This window comes from Vibrio sabulosilitoris, assembly GCF_055391395.1.
The window spans coordinates 1358915-1384328 of the sequence record NZ_AP029600.1; the positions used below are offsets into that span (position 1 = coordinate 1358915).

At 48.8% G+C, this 25414-nt stretch carries 26 protein-coding genes; 18 read left to right on the top strand and 8 right to left on the bottom strand.

The genetic code is table 11. From position 1 onward, the window contains the following. The first annotated feature begins 374 nt into the window (after positions 1-374). The 5 genes from ACZ5R2_RS21575 to ACZ5R2_RS21595 are packed head-to-tail and all read left to right on the top strand — an operon-like array spanning position 375 to position 3532. Positions 375-1136, top strand: a complete 762-nt coding sequence (locus ACZ5R2_RS21575) for an energy-coupling factor ABC transporter ATP-binding protein (protein ID WP_464902572.1) — start codon at positions 375-377, stop codon at positions 1134-1136. Further along, positions 1111-1725, top strand: coding sequence for an energy-coupling factor transporter transmembrane component T family protein (locus ACZ5R2_RS21580; RefSeq protein ID WP_464902571.1), 615 nt, complete (start codon positions 1111-1113; stop codon positions 1723-1725). Before ACZ5R2_RS21575 ends, ACZ5R2_RS21580 begins: the two co-directional genes overlap by 26 nt. Next, a complete protein-coding gene (locus tag ACZ5R2_RS21585) occupies positions 1726-2274 on the top strand; it encodes a biotin transporter BioY (RefSeq protein WP_464902570.1) in 549 nt (182 codons plus the stop codon). It begins immediately after the preceding gene. A gap of 25 nt (positions 2275-2299) precedes the next feature. Further along, positions 2300-3055 carry a BPL-N domain-containing protein gene (locus ACZ5R2_RS21590; protein ID WP_464902569.1) on the top strand — a complete coding sequence of 252 codons (756 nt, stop codon included), beginning with the start codon at positions 2300-2302 and terminating at the stop codon, positions 3053-3055. A gap of 3 nt (positions 3056-3058) precedes the next feature. Then, complete coding sequence (locus ACZ5R2_RS21595) at positions 3059-3532, top strand: peptide-methionine (S)-S-oxide reductase (RefSeq protein ID WP_464902568.1); 474 nt, start codon at positions 3059-3061, stop codon at positions 3530-3532. Positions 3533-3573: 41 nt separating this feature from the next. Here ACZ5R2_RS21595 and ACZ5R2_RS21600 read toward each other — a convergent pair whose 3' ends face one another. Next, positions 3574-4035 (bottom strand): NUDIX hydrolase, encoded by a 462-nt coding sequence (locus ACZ5R2_RS21600; RefSeq protein ID WP_464902567.1) that lies wholly within the window; start codon positions 4033-4035, stop codon positions 3574-3576. A 33-nt stretch (positions 4036-4068) separates the two neighbouring features. Beyond that, positions 4069-5460: a glycoside hydrolase family 1 protein gene (locus ACZ5R2_RS21605; protein ID WP_464902566.1), complete on the bottom strand. Its 1392-nt coding sequence runs from the start codon at positions 5458-5460 to the stop codon at positions 4069-4071. A gap of 127 nt (positions 5461-5587) precedes the next feature. Between ACZ5R2_RS21605 and ACZ5R2_RS21610 the strand changes: the two genes are divergently transcribed. Then, positions 5588-6118 (top strand): cytochrome b, encoded by a 531-nt coding sequence (locus tag ACZ5R2_RS21610; protein ID WP_464902565.1) that lies wholly within the window; start codon positions 5588-5590, stop codon positions 6116-6118. 63 nt (positions 6119-6181) lie between these two features. Here ACZ5R2_RS21610 and ACZ5R2_RS21615 read toward each other — a convergent pair whose 3' ends face one another. Beyond that, positions 6182-7207 (bottom strand): lactonase family protein, encoded by a 1026-nt coding sequence (locus tag ACZ5R2_RS21615; RefSeq protein WP_464902564.1) that lies wholly within the window; start codon positions 7205-7207, stop codon positions 6182-6184. 260 nt (positions 7208-7467) lie between these two features. Here ACZ5R2_RS21615 and ACZ5R2_RS21620 point away from each other — a divergent pair, with 260 nt between their 5' ends. Next, a complete protein-coding gene (locus ACZ5R2_RS21620) occupies positions 7468-8631 on the top strand; it encodes a threonine/serine exporter family protein (protein ID WP_464902563.1) in 1164 nt (387 codons plus the stop codon). Between the two features lie 33 nt (positions 8632-8664). Here ACZ5R2_RS21620 and ACZ5R2_RS21625 read toward each other — a convergent pair whose 3' ends face one another. Then, a complete protein-coding gene (locus ACZ5R2_RS21625) occupies positions 8665-9759 on the bottom strand; it encodes a patatin-like phospholipase family protein (protein ID WP_464902562.1) in 1095 nt (364 codons plus the stop codon). 469 nt (positions 9760-10228) lie between these two features. Here ACZ5R2_RS21625 and ACZ5R2_RS21630 point away from each other — a divergent pair, with 469 nt between their 5' ends. The 3 genes from ACZ5R2_RS21630 (at position 10229) to ACZ5R2_RS21640 (ending at position 13581) form a co-directional block, all read left to right on the top strand. After that, positions 10229-11470, top strand: coding sequence for an L-lactate MFS transporter (locus ACZ5R2_RS21630; protein WP_464903652.1), 1242 nt, complete (start codon positions 10229-10231; stop codon positions 11468-11470). A 70-nt stretch (positions 11471-11540) separates the two neighbouring features. After that, on the top strand, positions 11541-13145 hold the full coding sequence (locus ACZ5R2_RS21635; RefSeq protein WP_464902561.1) for a VRR-NUC domain-containing protein: 1605 nt from the start codon (positions 11541-11543) through the stop codon (positions 13143-13145). Between the two features lie 244 nt (positions 13146-13389). Further along, positions 13390-13581 carry a hypothetical protein gene (locus tag ACZ5R2_RS21640; protein ID WP_438457058.1) on the top strand — a complete coding sequence of 64 codons (192 nt, stop codon included), beginning with the start codon at positions 13390-13392 and terminating at the stop codon, positions 13579-13581. A 99-nt stretch (positions 13582-13680) separates the two neighbouring features. Here ACZ5R2_RS21640 and ACZ5R2_RS21645 read toward each other — a convergent pair whose 3' ends face one another. Beyond that, a complete protein-coding gene (locus ACZ5R2_RS21645) occupies positions 13681-14346 on the bottom strand; it encodes an ATP-dependent zinc protease family protein (RefSeq protein ID WP_464902560.1) in 666 nt (221 codons plus the stop codon). A gap of 20 nt (positions 14347-14366) precedes the next feature. Then, complete coding sequence (locus ACZ5R2_RS21650; protein WP_464902559.1) at positions 14367-15551, bottom strand: amino acid aminotransferase; 1185 nt, start codon at positions 15549-15551, stop codon at positions 14367-14369. A gap of 232 nt (positions 15552-15783) precedes the next feature. Between ACZ5R2_RS21650 and ACZ5R2_RS21655 the strand changes: the two genes are divergently transcribed. From ACZ5R2_RS21655 to ACZ5R2_RS21665, 3 genes are all read left to right on the top strand, one after another. Next, the gene (locus ACZ5R2_RS21655) at positions 15784-16275 is read left to right on the top strand and encodes a peptidylprolyl isomerase (protein ID WP_464902558.1); all 492 of its coding nucleotides are present in this window, start codon (positions 15784-15786) and stop codon (positions 16273-16275) included. A 387-nt stretch (positions 16276-16662) separates the two neighbouring features. Continuing rightward, on the top strand, positions 16663-17154 hold the full coding sequence (locus ACZ5R2_RS21660) for a DUF2798 domain-containing protein (protein WP_464902557.1): 492 nt from the start codon (positions 16663-16665) through the stop codon (positions 17152-17154). A 51-nt stretch (positions 17155-17205) separates the two neighbouring features. After that, positions 17206-17502: a DUF3861 domain-containing protein gene (locus ACZ5R2_RS21665; protein WP_464902556.1), complete on the top strand. Its 297-nt coding sequence runs from the start codon at positions 17206-17208 to the stop codon at positions 17500-17502. Between the two features lie 42 nt (positions 17503-17544). Here ACZ5R2_RS21665 and ACZ5R2_RS21670 read toward each other — a convergent pair whose 3' ends face one another. After that, positions 17545-18471: a LysR family transcriptional regulator gene (locus ACZ5R2_RS21670; protein ID WP_464903651.1), complete on the bottom strand. Its 927-nt coding sequence runs from the start codon at positions 18469-18471 to the stop codon at positions 17545-17547. Positions 18472-18587: 116 nt separating this feature from the next. Here ACZ5R2_RS21670 and ACZ5R2_RS21675 point away from each other — a divergent pair, with 116 nt between their 5' ends. The 4 genes from ACZ5R2_RS21675 to ACZ5R2_RS21690 all read left to right on the top strand — a co-directional run bounded on the left by ACZ5R2_RS21675 (position 18588) and on the right by ACZ5R2_RS21690 (position 23716). Further along, positions 18588-19889, top strand: a complete 1302-nt coding sequence (locus ACZ5R2_RS21675; protein ID WP_464902555.1) for a cytosine permease — start codon at positions 18588-18590, stop codon at positions 19887-19889. Then, complete coding sequence (locus tag ACZ5R2_RS21680) at positions 19876-21003, top strand: DUF917 domain-containing protein (protein WP_464902554.1); 1128 nt, start codon at positions 19876-19878, stop codon at positions 21001-21003. Before ACZ5R2_RS21675 ends, ACZ5R2_RS21680 begins: the two co-directional genes overlap by 14 nt. Further along, positions 21003-22565 carry a hydantoinase/oxoprolinase N-terminal domain-containing protein gene (locus ACZ5R2_RS21685; RefSeq protein ID WP_464902553.1) on the top strand — a complete coding sequence of 521 codons (1563 nt, stop codon included), beginning with the start codon at positions 21003-21005 and terminating at the stop codon, positions 22563-22565. Before ACZ5R2_RS21680 ends, ACZ5R2_RS21685 begins: the two co-directional genes overlap by 1 nt. 233 nt (positions 22566-22798) lie before the next feature. Continuing rightward, positions 22799-23716 (top strand): DMT family transporter, encoded by a 918-nt coding sequence (locus ACZ5R2_RS21690; RefSeq protein ID WP_464919451.1) that lies wholly within the window; start codon positions 22799-22801, stop codon positions 23714-23716. 8 nt (positions 23717-23724) lie between these two features. Here the strand turns inward: ACZ5R2_RS21690 and ACZ5R2_RS21695 are convergent, their stop codons facing one another. Beyond that, on the bottom strand, positions 23725-24714 hold the full coding sequence (locus ACZ5R2_RS21695; RefSeq protein ID WP_464902551.1) for a zinc-dependent alcohol dehydrogenase family protein: 990 nt from the start codon (positions 24712-24714) through the stop codon (positions 23725-23727). A gap of 221 nt (positions 24715-24935) precedes the next feature. Between ACZ5R2_RS21695 and ACZ5R2_RS21700 the strand changes: the two genes are divergently transcribed. Then, a complete protein-coding gene (locus ACZ5R2_RS21700; RefSeq protein WP_464902550.1) occupies positions 24936-25349 on the top strand; it encodes a GFA family protein in 414 nt (137 codons plus the stop codon). The last annotated feature ends 65 nt before the right edge of the window (positions 25350-25414 follow it).

The following is a 25414-nucleotide window of genomic DNA, read 5'->3' on the forward strand; positions in this document are numbered from 1 at the left end:
GGCGAGGCTCTGGCGTAATAAAGTACTCAAAAACTTTCAATTGTGAAAACTCTGGGGGCTCGCAGACACGCAGCGCCTGGGAAACAATCTCGCTTCTCGACTCCCGATTCTCACCTCTTCCCGAAAGTGGCCTAGCGGCAGAGGCGAGTGACGAGACGGGCTTCGCCCTTCGAGAGGCGAAGCTCTGACGCAATAAAGTTCTCACAAACTTTCAATTGTAAAAAACTTTGGGGGCTCGCAGAATAGGCAGCGCCCGAGAAACACTCTCGACTCTCGACTCTCGCTTCTCGCCTCTGTATTCTCGCCTCTCCCCCAAAAAGTTGATACTATGTGGCCGCATATCAACTCTATGGATGTTTGGCTGTCAGGGGAACATGAACACTACTCACCTTAACCGCAAGGCTGCCGATGATGGCGGCGAATCGATAAAACTTCACCAAGTTCGCCTTGAGGTAGAAGGCAAGTCTATTTTGCATGACCTCTGTTTGGATACCAAAGTTAAGCGCTTGGGCGTGATTGGGCGTAATGGCTCGGGTAAGTCAACACTATCGCGCGTGCTTTCCGGGCTGATTGAGATCCAATCTGGTGAGCTAGAAGTTGGTGGTATTAACCCGTTTACCGATCGTAAGGCCGCATTGCGTGGCATTGGCTTATTGTTTCAAAACCCTGATCACCAGATTATCTTCCCTACTGTCATCGAAGAGATTGTGTTTGGCCTGCGCCAGCTCGGTCAGAGTAAAAAGCAGGCGCAGCAGAGCGCTCTTGATACGCTGGCTGCGTTTGGTAAAACGCACTGGCAAGACGTACATACTTCCGCTCTCTCTGGCGGACAAAAGCACTTAGTGTGTTTGATGGCGGTGATGGCGATGCAGCCAAAGCTTATCATCCTTGATGAGCCGTTTGCCGGACTGGATATCCCAACCAAAAAGCAGCTGCAGCGCTACCTAAATACTTTCCCAGGAACACTAGTCCATATTAGCCACGATCCCAATGATCTCGAGGGCTATGATCAACTGTTATGGCTCGAAAGCGGCCAGATAGCGGCCTTTGGTCCAACGGAAGATGTGCTGCCTAGCTATTTGGAAGAAATGCACAGAATCGGAGACGGTGATGATATCTCTCAGCTCGCCAGTTGAAACCAGGGCTCACCAATGGAGTGCAGGGCTTAAACTTGCGGCGTTGAGTATCACCACGCTAGGGTTGTTCTTTGTTCAGCATTTAATGGTTCATGCTGTTTTTTTGTTGCTCGTGCTCACCCTATATGCTCTGCCCGGTAAGGCGTTTTTCCTCAACGGTGTCAAACAACTCAAAATCCTGTGGCCGTTTGTTCTGGTCTTATTAGTTTGGCATTGGTGGACTGCGGATTTGACCCAAGGCACAATGATCGCTCTGCGGTTGCTCTCTGCTGTGGCGCTAGCCAACCTCGTTACCATGACCACTCGTCTATCTGACATGATTGAGGTAGTGCATACGCTTGTTCGTCCCCTGCGCCGATTGGGTCTAAATACCCGCGCTTTAGAGTTGGCGATGGCACTGGTGATCCGTATGACACCAACACTGATCTCTAAAGGACGGAATTTATCTCAGGCTTGGCGCGCGCGCTCTCATCGCCGCTCAAGTTGGCGGATAATCCTGCCTTTTACCGTACTTGCTCTTGATGATGCCGACCACGTTGCAGAAGCGCTACGCGCGCGTGGTGGCCTAACTAACATGGAAGAAGAATAGATGGAAAAAAATGTTGTTTATATTGCCTTGTTTGCAGCCCTGATCGCGGCGCTGGGCTTGATGCCGCGTATCACGCTTGGCTTTGGTGTGCCAATCACCGCTCAGGGTATGGGTATTATGCTGTGCGGCACCATGCTGGGCGCCCGACGCGGCGCACTGGCAGTAATGCTGTTCTTGCTACTGGTTGCCCTAGGCCTTCCGCTGCTCTCTGGTGGCCATGGCGGCTTAGGCATGTTTGTTTCAGCCACCGGTGGCTTTTTGATTGGCTGGCCTGTGTCTGCCTTTGTTACCGGCTTAATCGTTGAGAAATGGCGCCGTGGATCGCTTGCACTTGTGGCAACCGTTGCCTCTGTGATTGGCGGTATCATTGTGATGTACATCTTCGGTATTATTGGTATGGCGATCGTGCTCGAAAAGACACTACTTGAATCGACGATGCTAATGTGGGTGTTCATTCCGGGCGATCTGGTCAAAGCTATAATCGCTGGCACACTCACCTCAGCGATAGCTAAAGCGCGCCCTGCCAGTGTGCTATCACGCGCTGTCTAGTCAAACCTTTAGCTAAGATGACCTCGTGAAGATTCTTATCTACTCAGACAATGTCTCGAACAACCATGTGCTGTATTACTCTCTGGGTAAACTTCGTGGCAAGCAAGGCATCTATTTCGTCAATGCCAACGAGATCCTCGCTGGTGCCCTAGATGCAGATGTTGATCTATTTGTGATGCCTGGTGGGGCGAGTCGCTATAAGTCTGCCAAGCTTGATGGGCGCGCCAACCAGTTGATCAAAGAGTATGTCAAACGTGGTGGTCGCTATCTGGGGATCTGCGCCGGAGCCTATATGGCCTGCGAGACAACACACTGGGCTAAAGGTGAGCCGTTTGAGATCGTGACTCAAAACGAGCTGGGCTTTTTCAACGGCATCGCCAAAGGCCCAGTAGAAGCCTTTGGCCGCGGAGATAACTACAACCAAACCAAACCCCGTGTGGTTGAGTTGCAAATGAGCTCAGCACAGCTGAGTAATACACCATCACTGTACATCGGCGGCTGCTATTTTTCTCCATCAAACGATGCCAATGAAAATGCCAATTATCAGGTGCTGGCACGTTTTGCCGAGCTACCCGATAAACCAGCGGCCATTGTGTGTGGCAAATACGGCCACGGACGTTGGCTGCTATGCTCTTCCCACCCAGAATATGACCGAGAGGCTTTAGAGTTGCTTGACTTTGATGTCATTGGGAATGATTACCAAGCCTATAGCCAAATAGACAAACAACGATTACCAGACCTAAGCCTGCTCGATCACCTACTGAAAACTCTAGAGAGATAAAAGATGGAAGAAATATACTTCGCAGGCGGCTGCCTATGGGGCGTTCAGGAATACATGCGCCACTTACCCGGAGTGAGCCAAACCGAAGCAGGACGCGCCAATGGCAGCACCGACTCTACTGCTACCCCCTACGATGGCTACGCTGAGTGTGTGCGCACTAAATTTGACCCAGCTAAAGTGTCTGTTGAGCAGTTGATGGCGTACTTTTTTGAGATCATCGACCCCTACAGCATCAACAAGCAAGGCGGCGACGTGGGCGAAAAATATCGAACTGGCGTCTACAGCAAAAATACCGCTCACCTTGAGCATGCACGTGACTACATCAAACAGCGAGAAGACGCCGATAAGATTGCGGTCGAGATCTGCTTGCTGTCCAACTACGTCAAAAGCGACGATGAACATCAAGACCGGCTCACCCTACGCCCCGGTGACTACTGCCATATCCCGTTAGATCTGCTACATAAGTACAAGTCGTAAGAAATATACCCAACTGCACCTTGAGGTCAGTTGGATATGTATCAGCCCTTGCTGACTCTCTTGACCTGCCAAAGTGGATGAGGCTTCGCATCAACGAAGTATCGCCAAACGTGCTGATATACCTTGTGCTGGCCTACAAATGGCGCGAGTTGAACCGCCTCCGTCAAGCCGCACCAACGATACTCAGTATGCTCATGATTGAGCACCACCGCTTGATTGGGCGGGCAGTAAATAACAAACACAGGTATAAGTTCTATCACATTGACATGTGGTTCGTAGAATTGATCCATAAATTGGCCGTTATACAGTGTCCCAACCTCGATCGCAGTCTCCTCCAAACACTCACGCATTATGGCTTGCCAACCAGTTTCATCGCCCTCAATTCTCCCTGCAACGTGACACCAGTAGTCACCTTTCACCCGTTTGAGTAGTAACAATTTCATCTCGCCATCGATCTCTGATAGCACTACACCAGACACATAGTGTGTACTTAGTGGGATCATTTTTTTGCACTCCTTTGCCAATTATTCAAACGTCTAGCCTTTCAGGCTGGCCCCTCGGCTTTTGATCACCTCTTGATACCAATAAAAGCTCTTCTTACGCGTGCGTAATAAGCTGCCCTGCCCCGCATCATCGCGATCAACATGAATGTAGCCATAGCGCTTGCTCATTTCTGCTGTTGAATTGGCGACCAAATCGATAGGTCCCCAGCTAGTAAAGCCCATCACTTCGACCCCATCCAAAATCGCCTCATGCACCTGAACTAGGTGATCATTAAGATAAGCAATCCGGTAATCATCGTTGATTTGACCTTTTTCGTCGACTTCATCGCGTGCACCAAGGCCATTTTCGACAATAAACAATGGCTTTTGGTAACGATCGTAAAGAAAGTTAAGCAATACCCTCAGCCCCTTGGGATCAATCAACCAGCCCCACTGGCTCTTGGTTAAATAGGGGTTGGGGACACTATCGATAATATTGCCGACTTCCGTTTGCTGAGGGTCCGCACTGGCGCAGCCAGAGGCGTAGTAGCTAAACGAGATAAAGTCCACGCTTGCCGAGGCAAGCAGGTCAAGATCGCCCGGTTCCATATTGAGAGTAATGTCGTGCTCGCGAAAATAGCGCCACATATAGCCGGGATAGCGACCGCGCGTCTGCACATCACCAAAAAACAGCCATTGGTTATTCTTGTGCATCGCCGCAATCACATCATCAGGGTTGCAGGTATAAGGGTAAACTAGTGCGCCAAGCAGCATATTACCCACCTTGGCATCGGGTATAATGTCATGCACCAAGTTCACGATTTGAGCACTGGCTAACAGCTGATGGTGGATGGCTTGATAGATGGTTTGTTGATTGGCATCTTCCTCCAGGCCAACACCAGTAAACGGCGCATGGGTCGACATATTGATCTCGTTAAATGTCAGCCACAGCTTAACCTTGTCCTTATAACGCTCAAGCACGCAGCGAGCGTAGCGCTCGAAAAAGCCAATCGTGTCTCGGCTTGCCCAACCGCCATAGTTCTCCACTAGGGCATAAGGCATCTCATAGTGTGACAGGGTCACGAAAGGTGTGATATCGTGCTTAGCTAATTCATCGAAGATCTTGTCATAGAAAGCCAGCCCCGCCTCATTGGGCTCTAACTCGTCGCCATTGGGGAAAATGCGTGTCCAAGCGATGGATAAACGCAGACAAGTAAACCCCATTTCTTTGAAAAGTTTGATGTCTTCTGGGTAGCGATGATAAAAATCAATCGCTAGGTCTTTGATTCCCGGCGTACGCTGCGCCCGTTTTTGATGGGGACTTAGAATGCCTTTAGGTAACATATCAGCCGTTGATAGGCCTTTTCCATCGAGGTCATAGGCGCCTTCAACCTGGTTGGCGGCAATAGCTCCACCCCACAAAAATGACTCTGGAAATCGGTCCATATTTGGCTCCTAACTCACTGCACTGAATAGAATTTACGCAAATTTACATCGGCGATCATAGTTTCAAAACCTAACTGATCACATAATAGTTCAAATCATTTAACACTCATAAATATGGAGAACTTCTATGCTCAACACTGGCTCACTGTCCAAACCTACCGTGGCCCTGCATTGGCTTGTGGCACTGGCGTTTATTGGCGTTTTTGGCTTGGGTCTGTATATGGTCGACCTTCCGCGCAGCCCAGATAAATTTGAGCTTTATGCAATCCACAAATCGATTGGCTTACTGATCTTACTTGTCGCCGCTGTCCGTATCGCTTGGCGCATTAGAGAGGGGGCGATTCAACCCGCCTCATCACTGCCCGTGTGGCAAGAAAAACTGGGTAAGGCCGTACATGGGATTTTAATGCTCGCGACTATCGCAATGCCGCTGTCGGGAATCCTAATGAGTATCGGTGGCGGGCGGGCGATTGAGCTATTTGGCCTTGAGCTTATCGCTGCTGGAGAAAAGATGCCTCTCTTGCAGCAAAGCGCCAATACCGTGCATACCTTTGCCGTGAATGCGTTGATCGTCATCTTCGTCCTACATATTGCTGGTGCACTCAAGCATCAGTTGATCGATAAAGATGGTACGCTAACGCGCATGTTGGGTCGTTAATCTCGCCTTGCTAGGGTGAGACCCGTTCACCCTAGCATGTTCACAGCTAAATTGAGGTTAACCCTAGCCTGTGGCCTCAATGACACACACAGGTTGGTGAAAGTCCAGCTGATGGTCGGTTTCACTCAAAAGTCCGCTGTCCTTATCTCTCGCCCATACCTCTAGACTACTCGAATGCTGGTTAGCAACAACAACCCAGAGGCCATCTTGGCTAATGGTGAAGTCGCGGGGAAACTGCCCTTTTAGCATCACTTGCTGTACCGGTGATAAGCCTTGCTCGGTGACCGCAAAGCAGGCCAAGATGTTTTGCTCACGACATGAGATATATACATAACGCTCATCTGTAGACAGCTTGATCGCCGCCGCTGTCTCTGTCACCTCAATTTCCGGAAGTAAACGCTGCTCAGAAAGCACTTGCCATTGTTGGTTCACTTTTGCCAACACCACTACGGTTTCCGTCAACTCACACACGACATAGGCCAGCGTCTCATCACGGTTAAATACCATATGCCTTGGTCCACTGCCAGATGACAAGGTGAGGGTTTGAGATAGCTCAAGACTCAAACTGGCCCTATTGAGCTGATAAAAATGGATACTATCAGTGCCAAGATCCACATAGGCTAGTTGATCATCTCTGCACAAGAACTTCACCATATGCGCATGTGCCGCCTCTTGCCTAGCGAGATTAGGGCCAGTTCCAGGATTACTCAGACAGTCAATCTGCTCCTGCATCGCGCCGGTCTCATTTAAGCTGAACACAGTGACCGTGCCAGAACCATAATGAGCCAGTGCCAATAACTGCCCCTGGCTGTCTATATCGATATGACATGGGTAATCCCCCCCACTTGATAGCGTATGAACCTTGCCTCGCTTGTCAACAAACTCTAATCGTGAGCCTTTGGCTTGGCTGAGCTCATTAAAGGTATAAATGCCCTTATCGTTGCTGTATAGGTAGGAAGGACTAGTGGTGAGGTGCTCCCAACTCTCAAAGCTCAGCTCACCACTCTCACTGTTGAGTGAGATACGCGCCACACCAGCGGGCGCCGACTCAGGGGTATAACACCCAACCAAAAACTGTGCATCTGACATTGCGTATTACCGAAACGATTTAAATTATTGAAATAGTCTTACCTATCGAGGATATAGGCTGCAATTTCAATCTCTTAAAATGTGGCATCGCACGTAAAAACAGAGGCGAGATTCGAGAGGCGAGAGGCGAGGACACACACGACGCACTCCTCGATACTCGGAACGAAGTGTAACCCGAACCTCGCCCCCCAGCTTCCCCTAGCTTCTTGTGCCGGTCTTTGGTACCTTACGCGCGTTTTGGTAATGACTGATAGACCGCTATGCCCTCGCAATACAAGATCAATAAAATCGTAGAGATTGGTAATACCCTGCATCGCTGTGGGTGTCCTGCTTATAAGGTGGAAAAATACTCGCAATATTATGCTAACAAGCATGGTGTGGATGTCTTGGTACAGGCAACTCCGACCGCAATTAACTATCAGTTCCCCGATAAGCACAATACAGTGGTACTTAAGCGCCTTAAGCCTGCGTCAATCAATCTTGGGCTGCTTGCCAATACCATTGATCGAATTAATCGCCCTTCAAAAGAGCCAGCCGTGGAAACACGCTCATACTCACCGTGGGTGGTTGCGATGGCCAATATTGGCATTCCGCCTGCGTACCTAATGCTGGTAGGCAGCACGCTCGAAGCCGTGGGCTACGCGGGTCTACTGGGTCTGATGGTGTGGATGGTGCAGCAAATCTGTAAAGGGCACCGAGCCATTGCAGTTGAGTTTATTGCCGCACTGCTGACGGGCATTTTTGTGGCCTTCATTGTCGGTATGGGGGCCAGTGTACCAGTTTGGGCACTATGTATTGCCTCGGTGATCCTCTTTGTACCGGGCTTATCGATCGCCAACTCACTCGAGTGTCTAGCCTTCAATGACTTGGTTTCAGGCACTGCCCTTTTGGGTCAAAGTGCGCTGACTCTGATCAAGCTGTTTGTTGGCGTGGTGATCGGTCTCAACATTGGTGAGGCTTGGTGGGGTCAGGTTGACTCGATCTCGTATACCAATCAGATCCCAACCTGGATGCACTACTTTGGCCTGCTGTTGATCTCAACCTCAATTGGCGTGATCTTTAACGCTAGACCAAGAGATATTTTGCTTGGCTTGCCAGTCGCGGTACTTGGCATGTGGGGGCCCTTCTACCTTGGCTTTGACAGTGGCTGGATAGTTGGGACTTGGGTGACCACGGTGCTGATCACCCTGTATGGTACTTGGGTTGCGAAACGCCTCGAGCTCACCGGCTCTATCTACATTGTCCAAGGCATAATCATCCTAGTCCCAGGTAGTCGCGTTTTAGTCAGTGCCAGCCAATCGGTGTTTGAGCAATCAGTATTACCCATCCCTGATATTGGCTTGTCCGCTGTGTTTATGTTCTCGGCAATTGTAGCAGGGCAAATTACGGCTTACTCGATATACGCACCCAAGATCGAGCACTAGGGCAAGCATCGAGATCGGTCTTTTGGCGCGTTGCTATTTTCCTGTCATAACCTCGCGCTCCTGCAAGCGATTGAGAAACTCGAACCCTGCCAGTTGGCCGCTCTCATAATCAGATAAGATCTCTTTACGGCTGCTCATCAGCCCTTGCGTGAGCAAGCCGTTACTAGGCGCGATCTCATGGATGACTACGCCTTCGGGCGGCTCACGCATAAACTCCTTTACCGCCTCATGATTGACATAATGATTGACCAGCATATCGACTTTTTGTGAGTTGGGCTTAGACAAGCTCAAACGATGCTTTTGCTCAGCTATCATTTGGGCCAGTTTATCGGTATCGGGCAGCCACTCCCGAGGCACCATGCCAAAAATGTCCTCACGACTGGTTTGCTGCCAGTGTGAAAGCTTATCGACAAACTGATTACGAAAGTCCACCAACTTATCACGATGACCATGCAGGCCATACTTGGCGATCAGGGGCTCAAGCCCAGTTTCTAACTCATTTTTAAACCTTTCAATCGAAACATCAAAGCGATCGGGCTGTTTACTCTCAATAATTTGCTCTGTAGTGATCACCACGATCTCGGTGGCGCCCCGCCGATATGCCTCTTGTACAGGAACAGAGGCCGTCACGCCACCATCGACCCAGGTTGCACCATCGAATTCGATATCATTGAAATACAGTACTGGGATCGCACAGGTTGCTCGAAGGACATCAAACCAGTTATCGGCAAAGATCGGGTAGTAGTAGTCCTTCATCTCTTCGACATGGGTGATACAGGCCAGCGCCTCTCGAGTTGCACCCAGCCGCTGTCGCCCTCGCTTGATATCGAGGGGAAACTCTCCCGTTTCAACAAACTGGAACGCCCAATCGAGATCCATCGGCTGCTCTTTGCGCAAAAACTTATTCAGGTCAAAAAAACGATTGTGGGTTGAATAGTTGAGAATAAAGTCCAAACCCAAACCTTGCTGCCCAGCCACATACGCCGCGATATTTAAGGCACCGGCTGACGTCCCCAGATAGAGCGAGAAGGGATCAAACTGCTGCTTTTTGAAATAATCTAATACCCCGGCGGCGAACGCCCCCTTTTGACCACCGCCCTGTACCACTAACGCAAAACGATTTTCCACTGCTACATCCCGTTCATTTATTCGTCAAAACTGCATTTCACTCAACAAAAGTTGAGTCTGACATCAGTATAATCTTTCGCCAACCCTCACAGTGCACCAAAGTCGAGAATCGAACAGATCGCTCACTTTTTCAACAATTTAACTCTACGGGCTCTGATTAATTCTTATATAAAAATAAAATATAATCAATAAAACTGATTATCCATTAATATCAATAATTTATCAAAATGCCACTTCGGATAAACAGCACTATTAGGCCTCATCTATCGTTCAGATCGAGGCTTAACCCCGTAACCACACCGAAACAAATTGAAATATTTTCGCAGCACGTAAAAAAAGAGATTCCAATCACAATTTTATTGGTTATAATCCGCGCTCCTTTATCACTGGTGTTGATAAAGTAAAAAATATTTGAGTAAACCCACCCTTAACCCGCTGCTCCGTTTGAGTGGCACAGACGAGAAAAATGATGAGCAAGTTTGATAGAGCGACCAGCATCCTACTAGCAGGATTCAGTATCAACCTTTGTCTTGGCATCCTATATGCCTGGAGTGTATTTAACAAAGCCCTAGTAACAGACTTTGGCTGGAACGCTGCGGATGCGTCATCACCTTATGCGGTTGCTACTATTGTCTTCTCAATTTCTCTTTTGGTAGCGGGTATTCTGCAAGACCGTATGGGTCCACGTAAAATCCTTATCTTGGGTACTTCACTGACTGGTCTTGGTATGATCGCGTCGGGTTTTGTTGACTCTGTACTGGGCCTTAACATCACCTTCGGCGTGATCTCTGGTATGGGTATCGGCTTTGGCTACGCATGTCTTTCTCCATCAGCGATGAAATGGTTCCACCCAAGCAAAAAAGGTCTGGTTAATGGTCTTATCGCAGCAGGCTTTGGTCTTGCCGCTATCTACCTTGCACCTTTGACTTCGCTTCTGATTGAGACGCAAGGCATCAACAACGCCTTCTTGATCCTAGGTGTTGGCGTACTGGTTATTGCTGTTCCTTTGGCTTGTACTATCAACAACCCACCAGCGGACTACACCCCAGCTGAGCCTAAAGTGAAAGCTGGCCAAGCACCAAAAGTATTGAAGCGCCCTGAAGATCTAAAATGGAGCGCAATGCTAAAGACACCTCAGTTCTACTCACTGTGGGTAATGTATGCCTTCGCGGCGTCTGTTGGTCTTATGATCATCGGTAACATCACTAACATTGCAAGCGTACAAGCAAACCTGCCAAACGCCGTTTACCTAGCGTCAATCCTTGCGGTATTTAACTCAGGCGGTCGCGTGGCAGCAGGTATCCTATCTGACAAGATTGGTTGTATGCGCACACTGTTCCTAGCGTTCGCCCTCCAAGGCATTAACATGGTGCTATTCGCGACCTTCACTTCAGAGTTCACTCTGATTGTAGGTACAGCAATTGCGGCAATGGGTTACGGTACCCTACTGGCAGTATTCCCATCTATCTCGTCTGAATACTACGGCCTGAAAAACTACGGCACCAACTACGGCATCCTTTACACCGCATGGGGTATGGGTGGTGCCATCGGCGCAAGCGTGGTTGGTTACTCAATGGCACAAGGTGGCGGCAGCTACACCCTAGCGTACACCATCTCAGCAGTAATGATGGGCGTGTGTGTAGCACTATCGCTGATCACTAAGCCAATCTCAGAAGAGAAAGTGGCACAGCTTAAAGCCGCTAACGCTTAATCATTGGCTTTGCTAGATGAAAGGCTTAACCTTAGGGTTAAGCCTTTTTTGTTTCTCACTCATTGATGCCATGACTGACGCCATAGATCTCGCGCCCGACTACTACCTGACAAACTTTTTAAAACTAATAGAGCACGCTACTCAGCTTTATTCAGACTTGCTCAGCCCCCATGAACTGGACTGGATTGCCCGCTTTGACCAGCTCGATAATCCCAGCCAATGCCTATTGGTTAGAATGTTGTCACGCAAGGGTGAGTGGTTTCGCAGCGACAAACTCAACTATGCAGAGATCCCAAACCTCGATGCAGTCAGCCATGAGCTAGAGCAACATAGTTTTATTAGCCGCTATGACACGCTGTCTGATATTTGCGCTATCAACCACCTTCTGACCAAACCTGAAATTAGCCAAGCCTACCCACAACTCAAACGCACTCTGCCCAAATCTGTGTTGATTGATCAACTGCCCTCGAACGCAGCTATCACACTCGATGAGGTGGTGTTTTACCATCTACTTGATAATGAGATGATCGCCACCCTGCTCGCGTTATTTTTTGCTAACTCACGCCAGGATCTCAGTCAGTTTGTCATCAGTGATCTGGGTTTGCAGCAGTTTGAGCACTACCCACTGACTCGCAGTGCACGCTACTTTAGTGACCGCGAGCAAGTAGAACAGCTCAAGCAACTTGCTGAGATAGCAGAGCAATTCTATGTCCTTGAGATAAAGCAGGCCCCCTCACTGCTTGCATTACTCGAGTCGATACCCATCAGTCGCCACCCCAGCTTAAAACGCAAGGCCTTTCGATTAATCAATCTGATCGCCCGAGATCTTGAGCGTCTCGAGCATTATCAACCTGCCTTAAATTGGTTTCGACTCAGCCAGTTGCCGCCAGCCAGAGAGCGACAGGCGCGTATCTTGGATAAACTAGAGCACGTCGACGCGATGGCAGAGATAGTTCAGTCGATGCTCGATGCCCCCTACAATATCGAAGAGCTCGAGGTTGCGCAGCGATTAGAGACCCGCATTAAACGTAAGCGCAAACAGCGCGTTGCACGCACACCAAAGCCCACATTAAACGAAGATAAGCTCAGCCTCAATTTGTCTTCTCAGCGAGTGGAATACGCAGCACTGGAGCATTATCAACAGCAAGGCTGGCAGGTTTTCTACAGCGAAAATACCCTGCTTAATGGCCTGTTCGGTTTGGCTTTTTGGTCGTGTATCTTTGCGGATGTTGATAATGCCTTTGTCAATCGCTACCAACATCGACCCCTTGATCTCTACCACGGTGATTTTTCTGACAAGCGTCGTCCTCTGATTGAGCAAACGCTGCAGAGAGTTGGTAATGGTGAACTCGCATTTATCCTTGATAACTATCACGCTAAGTTCGGAATCGCTAACCCCTTTGTCCAGTGGAAGTGGCTCGATTTTACCCTGGTGGAATTGGCCTTAACTCGCATACCTGCCGAAACTTTGGCTCAACTATTCACTGTGATGCTCTCGGACATTAAGTTGTATCGCAACGGCATGCCGGACCTGATCTTGTTTAATGATACCGAGTTTCGCTGGGTTGAGGTAAAGGGACCGGGCGACAAACTTCAAGATAATCAATGGCGTTGGATCAAACACTTTCAACGCCTTAGCCTACCTTTCTCAGTCTGCTGGGTAACCGCGCGATAGCCTTTTGCCTATAAAAGCAAGGAGAAATGATACTTGCCTCAACGACTCGACAAAGCTCTCCAGATAAGTGGTTAAAAAATAACAGATGAATCAATACTCTTTTTCACCTGATAGTCTCAGCTATCATCGCTGTGCTGTATTTGTGCAATTTTTTCTGATCGTTCTTGCGGCGCTTAACTATAATCGAATGAAAAATGGACGTGGACATTTTGTTGGGGGAACCAATTCGGTTCAGGAGGGAGTTATGAAGCTACAAGAGAGAATCGAAATGCTCGAGCAGCAAATCTACATTGCTAGCTCAGAGGGTGACTATGACACTATCAACATGCTAGAGCAGCAGTTGGAATCACTCAAATCAAAGGCCGAGCATCCTTTTGATGATGATCCTTACGCTCCTGAAGGACAGTACTTTATGGATGACTGGTATGGCAGTTAGGGACATAGCCCACGCAAAAGAAAAGAGCGCTGACTCGAATGAGAAGCGCTCTTTTTGTTTGTTAGCTTTCTTTTTGTTAGCCAGCTTATCGATGCACCATTACTTTTGCGGGGTTGCTTTACCTTGAACAAAGGTTCGGCTTTTATCAAGCTCTGCGACATCGTTAAAGAAGTTGCGTCCTAACTGAACCGGATGTGCCATTTGACCACCATCAACTAACGTAAACTCCGCCTGCTCACGAAGATCGCCCAATTGCACCCAGCCTACCACGACGGCGCGACGCTGGCTGTCGTCACCATTGGCTTGTTTGACCTTGAGCCAACGCTGGACTGGCGCCTCAAACTCCTTGGTCTCAAGACCCTGGTGTTTGATCTTGAACTTGACCCAGTCTTTGCCATCACGCTCAAATGGGGTCACATCCACCGCACTGACCGAGGAGTTGGCAACACTCTCATCAATGCCCGCCTTGATGTGTTTATCGATGCTTGGGAAATACACCCACTCCTGCGCGCCTAAAATCAGTTTCCCATCAGCGGTTTTGACCGGAAGTGGCTTGGGCTCAGGTTTGACCTCGGCTTCTGGCTCAGGCTCAACCGGCTCTTCCACCTCTCGCTCTATCGGTTGCTCGATATCCGGTCTTTCAATCGGCTGCTCGATCTCCGGTTGTGGGGGTTCCGGCTCCGGGTCAATCGGCACCGGCGTGGAACAGGCGGCAAGACCGCCCGTTACCAACAGGGTCATCATCAGATTGCGCAGTTGATTCATTGCGTCCCTCAGTATGCTAATTATTGTGCGACCTCAAAAATGGCCTTGGCGACGTAAGGAATATGTTGTTCGGTCAGGCCAGCAATGTTGATCCGCCCATCGCCAACACCGTAAATGGCATAATCCTCACGCAGCTTAGACATCTGCTCTTGACTAAATCCTAGCACAGTAAACATGCCCTTGTGCTGCTGGATAAAATCAAATTGTGCGGTATGGTACTCATTTCTAAGGGTTTGGCACAGCTGTGAACGCAGGGAAACCAAACGCTGCTGCATCTCATTGAGCTCCTGCTTCCATAGCTGAGTAAGCGCATCGTCTTGCAAGATGGTTTTCACCAGTGCCGCGCCGTGATCGGGTGGCATGGTGTAAGTCGCACGCGCTAGGGTCAGAAGTTTGCCTTTCGCATTGGCGACATCTTGCGGGTTTTTACCCACTACAATCGCCGCGCCGGTGCGCTCACGATACAGACCAAAGTTCTTCGAGCATGAGGTGGTGATCATCATCTCCTCAAGGTTATCCGCCATATGACGCAAACCTTTGGCGTCTTCCTCTAAACCATCGCCAAAGCCCTGGTAGGCGATATCAACAAATGGGGTGAAACCATTTTTCGCTGCAAGCTCCGTAATCGCCTGCCAGGTAGCAAAATCAATATCCGCCCCCGTTGGGTTATGACAGCACCCATGCAGCAGCACGACATCATCCTTACCCGCTGTAGCTAAGTCCGCTAGCATGGCTTCAAGATCAACCTGCTTGGTCACTGGGCTAAAGTAGCGGTAGAACTTCACTTTTAGTCCCGCCGCTTCCATCACCGGGCGGTGATTAACATAACTCGGGTTCGATAACCAAACCGTGGTATTGGGCTGAGCTACGGCCATCAAGTCGCCAAGCATACGCAGTGCGCCGCTCGCGCCGGGTGTTTGGATTGCAGAGACGCGATCCATCGCTGATGTGCCTTTGAGCAGCAAGTCCACCATCGACTGATTAAACTCTTCACAACCAGCCAAGCCCACATAGGCCTTAGTTTGCTGACTCTCAGTGACAATAGTCTGCGCCTGCTTGATCGCCTGCATAATTGGCGTCTCACCCTGGCTGTTTTTGTACACCCCGATACCAAGGTCAACCTTGTCGCTGCGTGTGTCGTTTCGGTAAGCGACCGAAAGAGAGAGAATAGGATCCAACGCTGGCGTTGGTAGATGAGAAAACATGAAAGTCACAACCCTTTGAAATTCCGCTATTAGCTCACAAAGTTAGCACGCTGCCCCAAATAACTGCAACATCAATCTCCGCCTTTCTTTTAGCTTGCAGAAAATGCTACCTAAAGCGGCTAACCAAGCTGTGAGAGCAGTAGAAAACACCTCGCCCGCTCGGTAGAGGTACTAAACTGGATTTTATATCGATATACTTGCGCCCCATTTTAATCAACACGGTAGCCTAGCTATGATTACTCTGCACACCAACTTTGGTGATATCCACATTGAACTCAACAAAGATAAGGCACCAGTTAGCTCAAGAAACTTCAAGCGTTACTGCGAAGAGGGCTTTTACACCGGCACCATTTTTCATCGAGTGATCAAGGGCTTTATGATTCAAGGCGGCGGTTTGACCGAACTGATGGATGAAAAACCGACACGTGCGCCAATCACCAATGAAGCCAATCGCGGACTAAAAAACGCCATCGGCACCATTGCCATGGCACGCACTGATGCCCCGCACTCAGCGACAGCGCAGTTTTTTATCAACCTCGCCGACAATGATTTTCTCGATCACACCGCCAAAACCAACCTGGGTTGGGGCTATGCGGTGTTTGGTAAAGTGACCGCTGGTATGGATGTGGTACACAAGATCGCTGAGGTCGAGACCTTATCGCGCATGGGTCATGATGATGTACCTGCTGAGCATATTGTTATTGAGCGCGTGACTGTCAAATAAGAGTGAGCATTACCTGATTAAAGACGCCTAAAGTCAGCCTTGTTGAGATTACATGTGACAAGGCTTACCTTTGTTGCTGCGCTACCAAATAGTCCTACCCACCTTTGCTGCAGTAACAAGACACCAAGGTACTTGACCAATCACAGTACCTAGAGCACTGCTATTCCTAAAAATTATTCATTTATAAAAATACTGATTTGAACAGTCTTTTAAGAGAGCAGTTCTAGCTTGGCTGATCCCTCTGGAGTCGATGTTTTCTTCTAAACAGGCCATCGAGTAACGTGTATCGAGACAGGGCTTCGACAAAATACTAGTTGACAATATCAACCAATAAATTATAGTTGACCACATCAACCAAATAAGAAGAGTTCAACACGGGAGAGCATAATGACTGAACGCACGATGACGACAGAATCGCTTGTTGGGCAACAGAAGACGCCCATTATCCAAAAGATCTTGGTGATGTTTGCCATGATCAGCCTGATGGGGGGCACGATCACAGGCACTATGACCTACCTAAACCTTGGGTTCACTGACACCTTCTTGGTTGACTGGACAACCAACTTTCTAACCGCACTCGTCACGGTGATCCCATTGGGTTTCACTTTGATGGTGCTGTTGACCAAGGGAGCAGCCAAGCTGCTACCTAATGTGGCCATCAAGAAACGTGATGCGCTGGTAGGCATTATTATGGCGCTGATTATGGAGTCAGGGATGGCATTGACGAGTGCCTACCACAGTGTTGGTTTGAACAATCAAACTGAGTTTTTTAACGCATGGATAGATAGCGTGGTTGGGGCACTGCCTATCGCACTGGTGCTAATGATCACGGTATCACTAACAATCAAACCTAAGGTTGAGAAGTTCTTAAAGAGTTGATCTAACAACATTAGAACCGAATACCACAATCTATTTATCGAGGTAATTACTATGATCCCGACTATTCGTAAAGACAAGCAATACAAGGTAACGATTGAGGAAATCAACATCGATGAGCCAAGAGCGCTTGAGTTTGACTACCAAGACCGTGAGGACTTGTTCAAAATTGTTGAGAGCATTAAAAACGGCAGTGGACTTGAGCCTGAAGCTGCCACCAAAGTCTCTGTTGCGCTGCGCCTGCTTGGCCCAGAAATGATGAAAGATCGCAAGCACCCATTGTTTGCTGATTTCTTCCCACACTTTAAGCAGTTTATGCAAAACCTGAAGCAGACGGTTAAAAGTCGCTAATAAGGGCAGCAGGTAATTCTATAAACCAGCCTATTGAGATTACTACTCTCTTGGCTGGTTTTGCACCATTAAACAGTCGTAGAACGCCATAGCAGCCAATGAGAGTGCTTTTTTGGGCTTATTCAGCACCAGTGAAAAGTGACTGTGAAAGTGCCAGTGGATCGGGTTGAGCGCAACCAACGATTGATTAAGCGCGCTGTTTTCAATCAGGTGGCTGGGCAAAAAACTTAAATGTGTGCCTGCCAGAGTCAACAGTACGCCAGACTCAACATTCCAGCCATCGATTAGCTTAATGCTGCGATACTGCGTCACATCAAGCAGTTGATTCATCACCTTAGAGGAGTAACCCCCGATATTAATCCGCCGCCCTTCAAGGGAGAGATCACTGCTGATGATTGTTCGGGCGATATCACGCCTTGCATACAGATAGCTTTGCTCACTGAACAAGGGGTCGATGTGGGCAAAGGCATCGTCGTGATTCTCGGCTACCACCACAATCATCATATCCAACTGGTGCTTTGATAGCTTTTCATTGAGCACTGTGTAGTCACCCACCTCCAAGGTCACTTCCACGCTATCACTCAAGCGATAAAAGGCCTCAATCGCCGCAGGAAGCGGATTATTGGCCAGTGTGAAGGTGTTATCCAGAATTCCCACCCGTACATGACCGCTCAGTGTTGACTGCACGCCTTTCAGTTTTTGGGCAAAATCACAGAGCAGGCTATTAAGTTCATTTGCATAACCATACACGGTATGACCTTCACTCGTCAGCTCAAAGCCACTGCGCCCACGCTTACACAGCGTCACGCCAAGGCTCTTCTCTAGCTCGATGAGTTGATTGCTGAGCACCGGCTGGCTCAGTCCAGTCGTAACAGTTGCTGTGCTTATCCCTCCCTGCTCTACAATTGCGCAGAAAAGCTCTAACCGCCTCAGGTCGCGTTTATCCAGTTTTTCGATATGAATCGCCATCATCTCCATACATAATCAAAAACAAATACTTGCATTCAATAATATATATTTATCTAAATGTATCAAGCTGATAGATTATTTATGTGTATTTAATGGATAATTATTGAGGACCAAGGATGGCAAACTCACCAACAGCACATAAGATTGATGACTTTGAACTAGAGCCCGTACCCACCAAAGCCAAACGTTCATGGTGGGTGATCAGCCTGATCTGGTTGGCCATTGGTATCGACATCTCAGGGCTTTTCTTAGGGGCTTTTCTCAGCAGTGGCTTGTCGATTCATGATGCGCTGTTCGCAACCTTCACCGGCTCTTTCCTCCTAGCCATCCTCGCGATGCTGTGCGCTAACATTGGCTTTCAGTCGGGCGTATCCACGCCGTTAATGAGCAGCTCAGTTTTTGGGCGGCACGGTGGCAAGTTGCTGGGTGCGATTAACGGTGTTTCCTTGGTGGGTTGGTTTGCTTTCCAGGCCGATTTCTTCGCCTACATCTTGGTTAAAGCTCTGGGGAAATATGATCTGCTCGTACCCCACTTTGCCGCTTTGGTTGTTGGCAGCGGTTTAATGATGATCACCGCCATTTATGGTGTACGCGCACTGGGTAAATTAAGCACCTATTCGGTACCACTGATGGTAACCCTAATTACCGTTGGCCTGTATATGGCCGCAGGCATGCAAACTGACGGCGGCAAGTTTATATACACACCGTTGTCGATGGGCGAGGCGATCTCTTATGTGATGTCGATTTGGATCCTCGCAGCAGTGGCAGCGCCTGATATTGCGCGCTACGCTAAGACCCGTAAAGATGCCATCTTAGGGGCTGGCTTTGGCTTCTTTTTTGGTAACAGTGCCACTATTGTCGTTGCATTGCTGCTAACCCAAATGACCGGTACAGACAACCTTGTCGATGTGTTCTTTGGCCTTGGTCTGGGTTTAGCGGCGATTATCATTCTGGTCTTTGCTCAGTGGACCACCAACAGCAGCAACCTTGTCTCAGGGGCGCTCGGCCTATCGGTGTTGCTACCTAAGGTTCCGCGCCCAGTCTTAGTCGTGATGATGACCATCATTGGTATCGCTATTGCTCAATTTGGCATGATCGACATGTTCACTGTCTTTCTCACGTTGTTGAGTGTCACGATTGCCCCCTCAGCAGGTGTCTACTTGGCACAGTATTACTGCCTAGACAAACATGCGCTAAACTTCGCACACATCCAGAGCGTTCCAGACTGGCTGGCTAAAGGACTGGTCGCGTGGGCGTTTGGCAGCGCCGTGAGTGCCTGCACCGCTGGAGAGTTCTTCAACCTGTTCTCATTCACCACTATCTCAGCGATTGACGGCATTCTCGCGTCGTTCGTTGCCTACATTGTGCTTGTTAAGCTGTCAGTAACAAAAAAGGAAACGGTTTGTGATATTCAATGACCAAATGATTGATGATATTGCCCTAGGTGCCACTGTATTGGGCACCGGTGGCGGTGGTGACCCGTATAGCGGCGTACTTATGGCCAAGGCCGCAATAGCCAATGCAAAGCAGCCAGTTGAGCTGATCGCTTTAGATCAAGTCGCCGACGATTGGATGACCGTCCCCTCTTCAATGATCGGCGCACCGACCGTAGCTATCGAGAAGCTAAACTCGCAAGATCAGATGCTGGTAGCATTTGAAGCGATCGAACAAGCACTTGATTGCCCTATTGGGGCAACATTCCCTATCGAGGTCGGTGGATTTAACTCCCTGATCCCGATTCTAGTCGCCGCGCAAAAAGGCATTCCGGTTGTAGATTGTGATGCCATGGGGCGCGCTTTCCCCGAATCACAAATGGTAACGTTCTATCTCGATGGTCTGCCATCTGCACCCAATACCCTTGCTGATGAAAAGGGTAATGTGGTGACCCTTCACCCTATTGATGGGCTTTGGTCTGAGCGATTTGCTCGGCCGATCACCGAGCAAATGGGGGGATCGGCGGCCATGTGTGACTACCCCATGTTGGGCAAAGCCCTCAAAAGCAGCGCACTGGGCGGCACACTAACAAAAGCAATGGAGATTGGCCGCTCGATTCGTCAAGCTAACGCCCTTGGCGACAGTGCCGTTGAGGCGGTTCTTAAACTGGTTAATGGACGCCGCGTGATAACTGGTAAAATCGTCGATATAGAGCGCAGCACCAGCGGTGGTTTCGTCACTGGAGGGGTGGTGATCGAGCCGCTCTCAACAGAGGGTGAAACCAATAAGGTCTACGTTCACTTCCAAAATGAGCTACTCCTAGCCCATAAAGGTTGCACTGCCGATGAGATCAGCCAGGCATCGTTACTGGCCTGTACGCCGGATTTGATCAGTATTCTCGACCATGAATCTGGTCAGCCAATCACAACTGAGCAGCTGCGTTACGGTCAACGCATTGACCTTATCGCCTACCCTTGTGACCCTAAGTGGCGCACCACCAAAGGGATCGACGTCGCTGGTCCCCGCTATTTTGGCTACCCCGTCGACTACACACCGGTCGAGGCATTATCAGCACGACTTGATCAGGAGGACGCATAATGTCCTTTGCAACTTATCGCCTTGGGATTGATGTCGGTGGCACCAATACTGATGGAGTACTTTTAGATGAGCAGCTCTCAGTCATCTCAAAAGTCAAAGTTGCCACCACACCCGATATCGCCACCGGCATCGACAACGCAATTGAGGCGTTACTTTGTCAAGCTGAAGTGACCGGTGAGAAAATTAAATATGCCATGCTCGGGACAACTCAGTGTACCAACGCTATTGTCGAAAAACGGGGGTTGGATAGGGTCGGTATGATCCGTCTCGCCCTGCCCAGTGGCAGCGCTGTCCCTCCCCTTTGTGGTTGGAGTAAGTCTTGGCAGAGCCTGTTAGGTGAGCACTTTTATCAAGCTCATGGTGGCTATGAGTACGACGGGCAAAAAATCGCAGAAGTAAACGAGCGAGAGATCCGCTCCTTATGCCAAAAGATGCGTGGTCAGATAGACTCTATTGCTGTTTGTGGTGTGTTCTCGCCTGTCGATAGCGAGCAAGAGCGAGTGGTCGCCAAGTGGATAGGCGAAGAGCTTCCCAAAGTGAATATTTCGCTATCACACAAAGTGGGTAGCCTTGGGATCCTTGAGCGTGAAAATGCTACTATTCTCAACGCTGCTCTGCAAGGGACAGCAAAGCGCTTTGTGCAGGGGTTTTGTCACGCCCTTGAAAAGCATCGCATCGATGTTACTCCGTATTTTGGTCAAAATGACGGCACCTTGATGTCACAGGACTTTGCGCTCCAATACCCAATCCTGACTGTAGCTTGTGGGCCGACTAATTCGATCCGCGGCGCGAGCCATCTAACCCAATTAGCGGATGCCATTGTCGTCGATGTGGGCGGCACGACAACCGATATCGGCGCACTGACCCATGGATACCCTAGAGAATCGAGTCTTGCAGTTGAGCTTGGTGAGGTGCGCACCAACTTTAGAATGCCAGACATACTCGCGATCGCCATTGGTGGCGGCACAAGCGTGGAATTAAGCGATGGTCAGATAACGCTGGGCCCTGCGAGTGTTGGCCACCAGCTAGTTGAGAAGGCTCAAAGCTTTGGGGGTGATACGCTCACACTCACCGATGTCGCACTGACCAAGCGTGTGATGAACTGGGCGGGTACAACTGCGCCGCATCCTATCCCTCTGACTTTGGCAAGTGCGGATGCTATCTACCACCAAATGGTATTGAGTGTGGAGGATGCAATTGACCGGATGAAGACCTCAGCGGCTGAGGTGGATGTCATTTTAGTGGGTGGCGGCAGTGCTCTAATGCCCAATCACTTTCAGGGAGTGGGCAGAGTGATACGTCCAGAACACTTTGAGGTCGCGAATGCCATCGGTGTAGCGCTTGGCGAGATTTCTGGCCAGTTGGATAAGATTGTCCCAATTGCTCCCAATAGGCGCACACAAGTACTGGCAAACCTAGAGCAGCAAGCCTGCCGCTTAGCCGTTGAAGCGGGAGCATGTCAGCAGAGTGTCGCGGTGATCGACAAAAGTGAGATCCCATTGAGTTACCTGCAAGGGAATATGGTGCATGTGAAAATAAAAGCTGCAGGAAAAATCGGTTAGCTTCTACTCCGCTAACACCGCCTTACGGTGATGGGCGTCTTTTTGCTTACTGTTGCAAGTCGAAGCCCAGGCCAACTGCATCGGTCACAGCTATTGAACTCGGGTAAAGGGTTCATCAATAGACAGTTTTTTATAGCGTTTTAATCAATATACTCTATTAACACTAGTCTCAACTGCCTGTTTTAATTAATATCAACTAAACGGATATGGGATTGATTAAGGATGATAACCCTATGCATTACCTAGCGTTAGCAATGGCAGCGATCTTCTGGGGTGGTAACTACGTTGTCGGTAAAGTAATGGCCCAAGCATTGGATCCGGTCGGTATCACTTTGATCCGCTGGCTCGGTGCCGCGTGCATTATTTTTCTCATCTACCGCACTTCCGTGATAAAAGATTGGCGGGCGTTTAAAGCGCACCTGCCGTTTAATCTGATCTATTCGATCTTAGGTCAGATTTTCTTTCCACTCTCTCTGTACTTCGCCCTGCAATACACAACCTCACTTAATGCCGCGATCTACATATCCACCACGCCAAGTATGGTGTTGGCGATTAATCATTTTGTGTTTAAAGATAAGGTACATGCTAACGAGATCTTGGGCGTGATAGTGAGTACTGCCGGGGTACTGTACCTGTCGATAATGAACGCAAAAGCTGAGAGTTTGACTTTCAATATTGGGGATGCACTGGCCTTCTTCTCCGCCTTCAGCTGGTCACTGTACAGCTCACTGCTCAGGTTTAAGCAAAAGGATATTTCTAATACCTCTTTCGTTGCCTATACCTCTGGGATAGCCGCGCTGATGCTGTTACCCATATTCGGAATATATGCTTCATCCACAAGCTTTGATATCAACCATGCGGTAGATTCACTCAATTACTTTAGTGTCGCAGGATTGTGTTACTTAATTATCTTCCCGTCCTGGCTCTCTTATGTGTTCTGGAATTATGGTGCGGGCAAACTTGGCACCAGTAAGAGTGATATCTTCACCCACCTGATCCCTATTTCCGGCGGCTGCTTTGGTGTATTTTTCCTCGGTGAGCAACTTGAAAGCTATCATTTTATCGCGATAACTCTCATCGCAAGCGGCGTTACTCTGTGTGCAAGGAAACAACGCAAAAACCTTAATACTCAGGTAAGTGAGAACTTGTAACTCGCCGGCTAGACTGGCTTCAAAATAATTTTTCCATTCAACGCAAAGGAGTTAGACTCAATCAGCTCAATCGCCGAGTGCACTTGGTCTAATGGGAAATAACACTCTACATCCAGTTGTATTTGATTTGCTATAAAGTGATCTAACATCATAGTGAACTTTTCACGCCGCTGATCTTTACCGACCCCATTCTCCCAATAGCGCAGGAAAAATGTACTGAAATCTATCGCTTGCTGTTTTGAGTGGTCGAAAAAGCTGGGCGGGTAAAACTCTAACGACAGGGTTCCGTAGTTGATAAACCGACCGTGGGCACAAAGAGTATAAACCAGCTCAGTTCCAGCCTGACCACCGATAGCGTCAAAGGCAACATTGGGCCTAGGGCAACCAAGCCGTTGAATTTGCGAGGCTAGGTCTTGTTTTGCGTCGATCACATAATGAGTGTCACATGGATAGCTTTCGGGTTGTGAGGTGACAGCAATAAGCTTAAATCCAAGCGATGAGGATAGCTGGGCGAATATTTTTCCTATTGCTGAGCTGGCGGCATTGATAATCAACACATCATCTTGACCCAACTGGGCGATTTCTGTAGTCAAAACCCAGGCCGTTAACGCATTGATATAAAGCTGACACGCATAACCAGCCTCTAAGTGGTCGGGAATACTAAAAAGGTTATCTGGTGAGGCATCGATATAGTTTTGCCAAGTCCCACTGGCTGCCACTACGACTCTCGCACCTACGCGAAACTCTGGATGCCCAGAGTCAACAACCCGACCAACGGCTTCAAAACCAGGCACTCTGGGTGGCTGATGCGTATGCCTATACTGGCCGACACCATGAATAGACAACAAATCACTCGGGTTAATATTGGTCGCTTCGACTTTGACTCGTACTTTATCTTGATTAAGAGCGCTCAAAGGCACTGTCTCTAGTGATAATGACTCGCTCGCTGGACCAAAGCTATGTTGATTAACTCTTGTATTGACTGTGGCTTTTATCATGGGCTGGCTATGAGTGGTTAGGCAATATATGTCGTGCTCTTTATGCTGACACTTTTTTCGCCAATGTCCAGCTTTGATCCACAACAAGGTAGTACTGTGATATCTCTAAAGTCTATTAATGGACGCTTGACCTGTTTTTAAAAATCCTTGTACCTTATCTCAATAGATTGTTTTTTAACCACGATAAGTTTATCGAGAAAATGAACACAGGGAGATGATTTGTGAACAGGAAAATTACTGGTAGTTGCTTATGTGGGAATGTTAGCTTTGTCGTTCAAGATGATTTCGTAAAGTTCTATTTTTGCCATTGCGAGCAATGCAGAAAACTAACTGGTTCGGCGCATGTTTCGCACTTATTTACGTCACCGACAAATATCAAGTGGACAAAAGGGGTCGATAATACCGAACGTTATGATGACCCCACTCGCACCTTTTCCAATGTGTTCTGTAAACAGTGCGGCTCTCGCTTGCCCTATCTATCAAAAAGCAAACAGTTCCTGATAGTACCAGCAGGCTGCTTAAACGCTGAGCCATCTAGAAAACCTGATGCTCAGATATTTTGCTCTGAGCAAACCGATTGGCACAAAGCCGGTCTAGAGGCAATAAAGCATGAAGGTTTTCCAGAGGAAGAATAATAAGCAGACACCCATAATTAAACAGGCGTTAGTAAATGCGAAACACTAGATGATCGTTGGCTTAC

What these genes read in the sequence shown, in the direction of transcription:
- ACZ5R2_RS21655 (WP_464902558.1), top strand. Translation starts at nt 15,784, where the DNA reads ATGATTACTCTGCACACCAACTTTGGTGATATCCACATTGAACTCAAC.
- ACZ5R2_RS21615 (WP_464902564.1), bottom strand. Translation starts at nt 7,207, where the DNA reads ATGTCAGATGCACAGTTTTTGGTTGGGTGTTATACCCCTGAGTCGGCG.
- ACZ5R2_RS21660 (WP_464902557.1), top strand. Translation starts at nt 16,663, where the DNA reads ATGACTGAACGCACGATGACGACAGAATCGCTTGTTGGGCAACAGAAG.
- ACZ5R2_RS21585 (WP_464902570.1), top strand. Translation starts at nt 1,726, where the DNA reads ATGGAAAAAAATGTTGTTTATATTGCCTTGTTTGCAGCCCTGATCGCG.
- ACZ5R2_RS21595 (WP_464902568.1), top strand. Translation starts at nt 3,059, where the DNA reads ATGGAAGAAATATACTTCGCAGGCGGCTGCCTATGGGGCGTTCAGGAA.
- ACZ5R2_RS21650 (WP_464902559.1), bottom strand. Translation starts at nt 15,551, where the DNA reads ATGTTTTCTCATCTACCAACGCCAGCGTTGGATCCTATTCTCTCTCTT.
- ACZ5R2_RS21695 (WP_464902551.1), bottom strand. Translation starts at nt 24,714, where the DNA reads ATGATAAAAGCCACAGTCAATACAAGAGTTAATCAACATAGCTTTGGT.
- ACZ5R2_RS21685 (WP_464902553.1), top strand. Translation starts at nt 21,003, where the DNA reads ATGTCCTTTGCAACTTATCGCCTTGGGATTGATGTCGGTGGCACCAAT.
- ACZ5R2_RS21665 (WP_464902556.1), top strand. Translation starts at nt 17,206, where the DNA reads ATGATCCCGACTATTCGTAAAGACAAGCAATACAAGGTAACGATTGAG.
- ACZ5R2_RS21610 (WP_464902565.1), top strand. Translation starts at nt 5,588, where the DNA reads ATGCTCAACACTGGCTCACTGTCCAAACCTACCGTGGCCCTGCATTGG.
- ACZ5R2_RS21675 (WP_464902555.1), top strand. Translation starts at nt 18,588, where the DNA reads ATGGCAAACTCACCAACAGCACATAAGATTGATGACTTTGAACTAGAG.
- ACZ5R2_RS21630 (WP_464903652.1), top strand. Translation starts at nt 10,229, where the DNA reads ATGAGCAAGTTTGATAGAGCGACCAGCATCCTACTAGCAGGATTCAGT.
- ACZ5R2_RS21605 (WP_464902566.1), bottom strand. Translation starts at nt 5,460, where the DNA reads ATGGACCGATTTCCAGAGTCATTTTTGTGGGGTGGAGCTATTGCCGCC.
- ACZ5R2_RS21600 (WP_464902567.1), bottom strand. Translation starts at nt 4,035, where the DNA reads ATGATCCCACTAAGTACACACTATGTGTCTGGTGTAGTGCTATCAGAG.
- ACZ5R2_RS21575 (WP_464902572.1), top strand. Translation starts at nt 375, where the DNA reads ATGAACACTACTCACCTTAACCGCAAGGCTGCCGATGATGGCGGCGAA.
- ACZ5R2_RS21640 (WP_438457058.1), top strand. Translation starts at nt 13,390, where the DNA reads ATGAAGCTACAAGAGAGAATCGAAATGCTCGAGCAGCAAATCTACATT.
- ACZ5R2_RS21580 (WP_464902571.1), top strand. Translation starts at nt 1,111, where the DNA reads ATGATATCTCTCAGCTCGCCAGTTGAAACCAGGGCTCACCAATGGAGT.
- ACZ5R2_RS21690 (WP_464919451.1), top strand. Translation starts at nt 22,799, where the DNA reads ATGCATTACCTAGCGTTAGCAATGGCAGCGATCTTCTGGGGTGGTAAC.
- ACZ5R2_RS21645 (WP_464902560.1), bottom strand. Translation starts at nt 14,346, where the DNA reads ATGAATCAACTGCGCAATCTGATGATGACCCTGTTGGTAACGGGCGGT.
- ACZ5R2_RS21635 (WP_464902561.1), top strand. Translation starts at nt 11,541, where the DNA reads ATGACTGACGCCATAGATCTCGCGCCCGACTACTACCTGACAAACTTT.
- ACZ5R2_RS21670 (WP_464903651.1), bottom strand. Translation starts at nt 18,471, where the DNA reads ATGGCGATTCATATCGAAAAACTGGATAAACGCGACCTGAGGCGGTTA.
- ACZ5R2_RS21620 (WP_464902563.1), top strand. Translation starts at nt 7,468, where the DNA reads ATGCCCTCGCAATACAAGATCAATAAAATCGTAGAGATTGGTAATACC.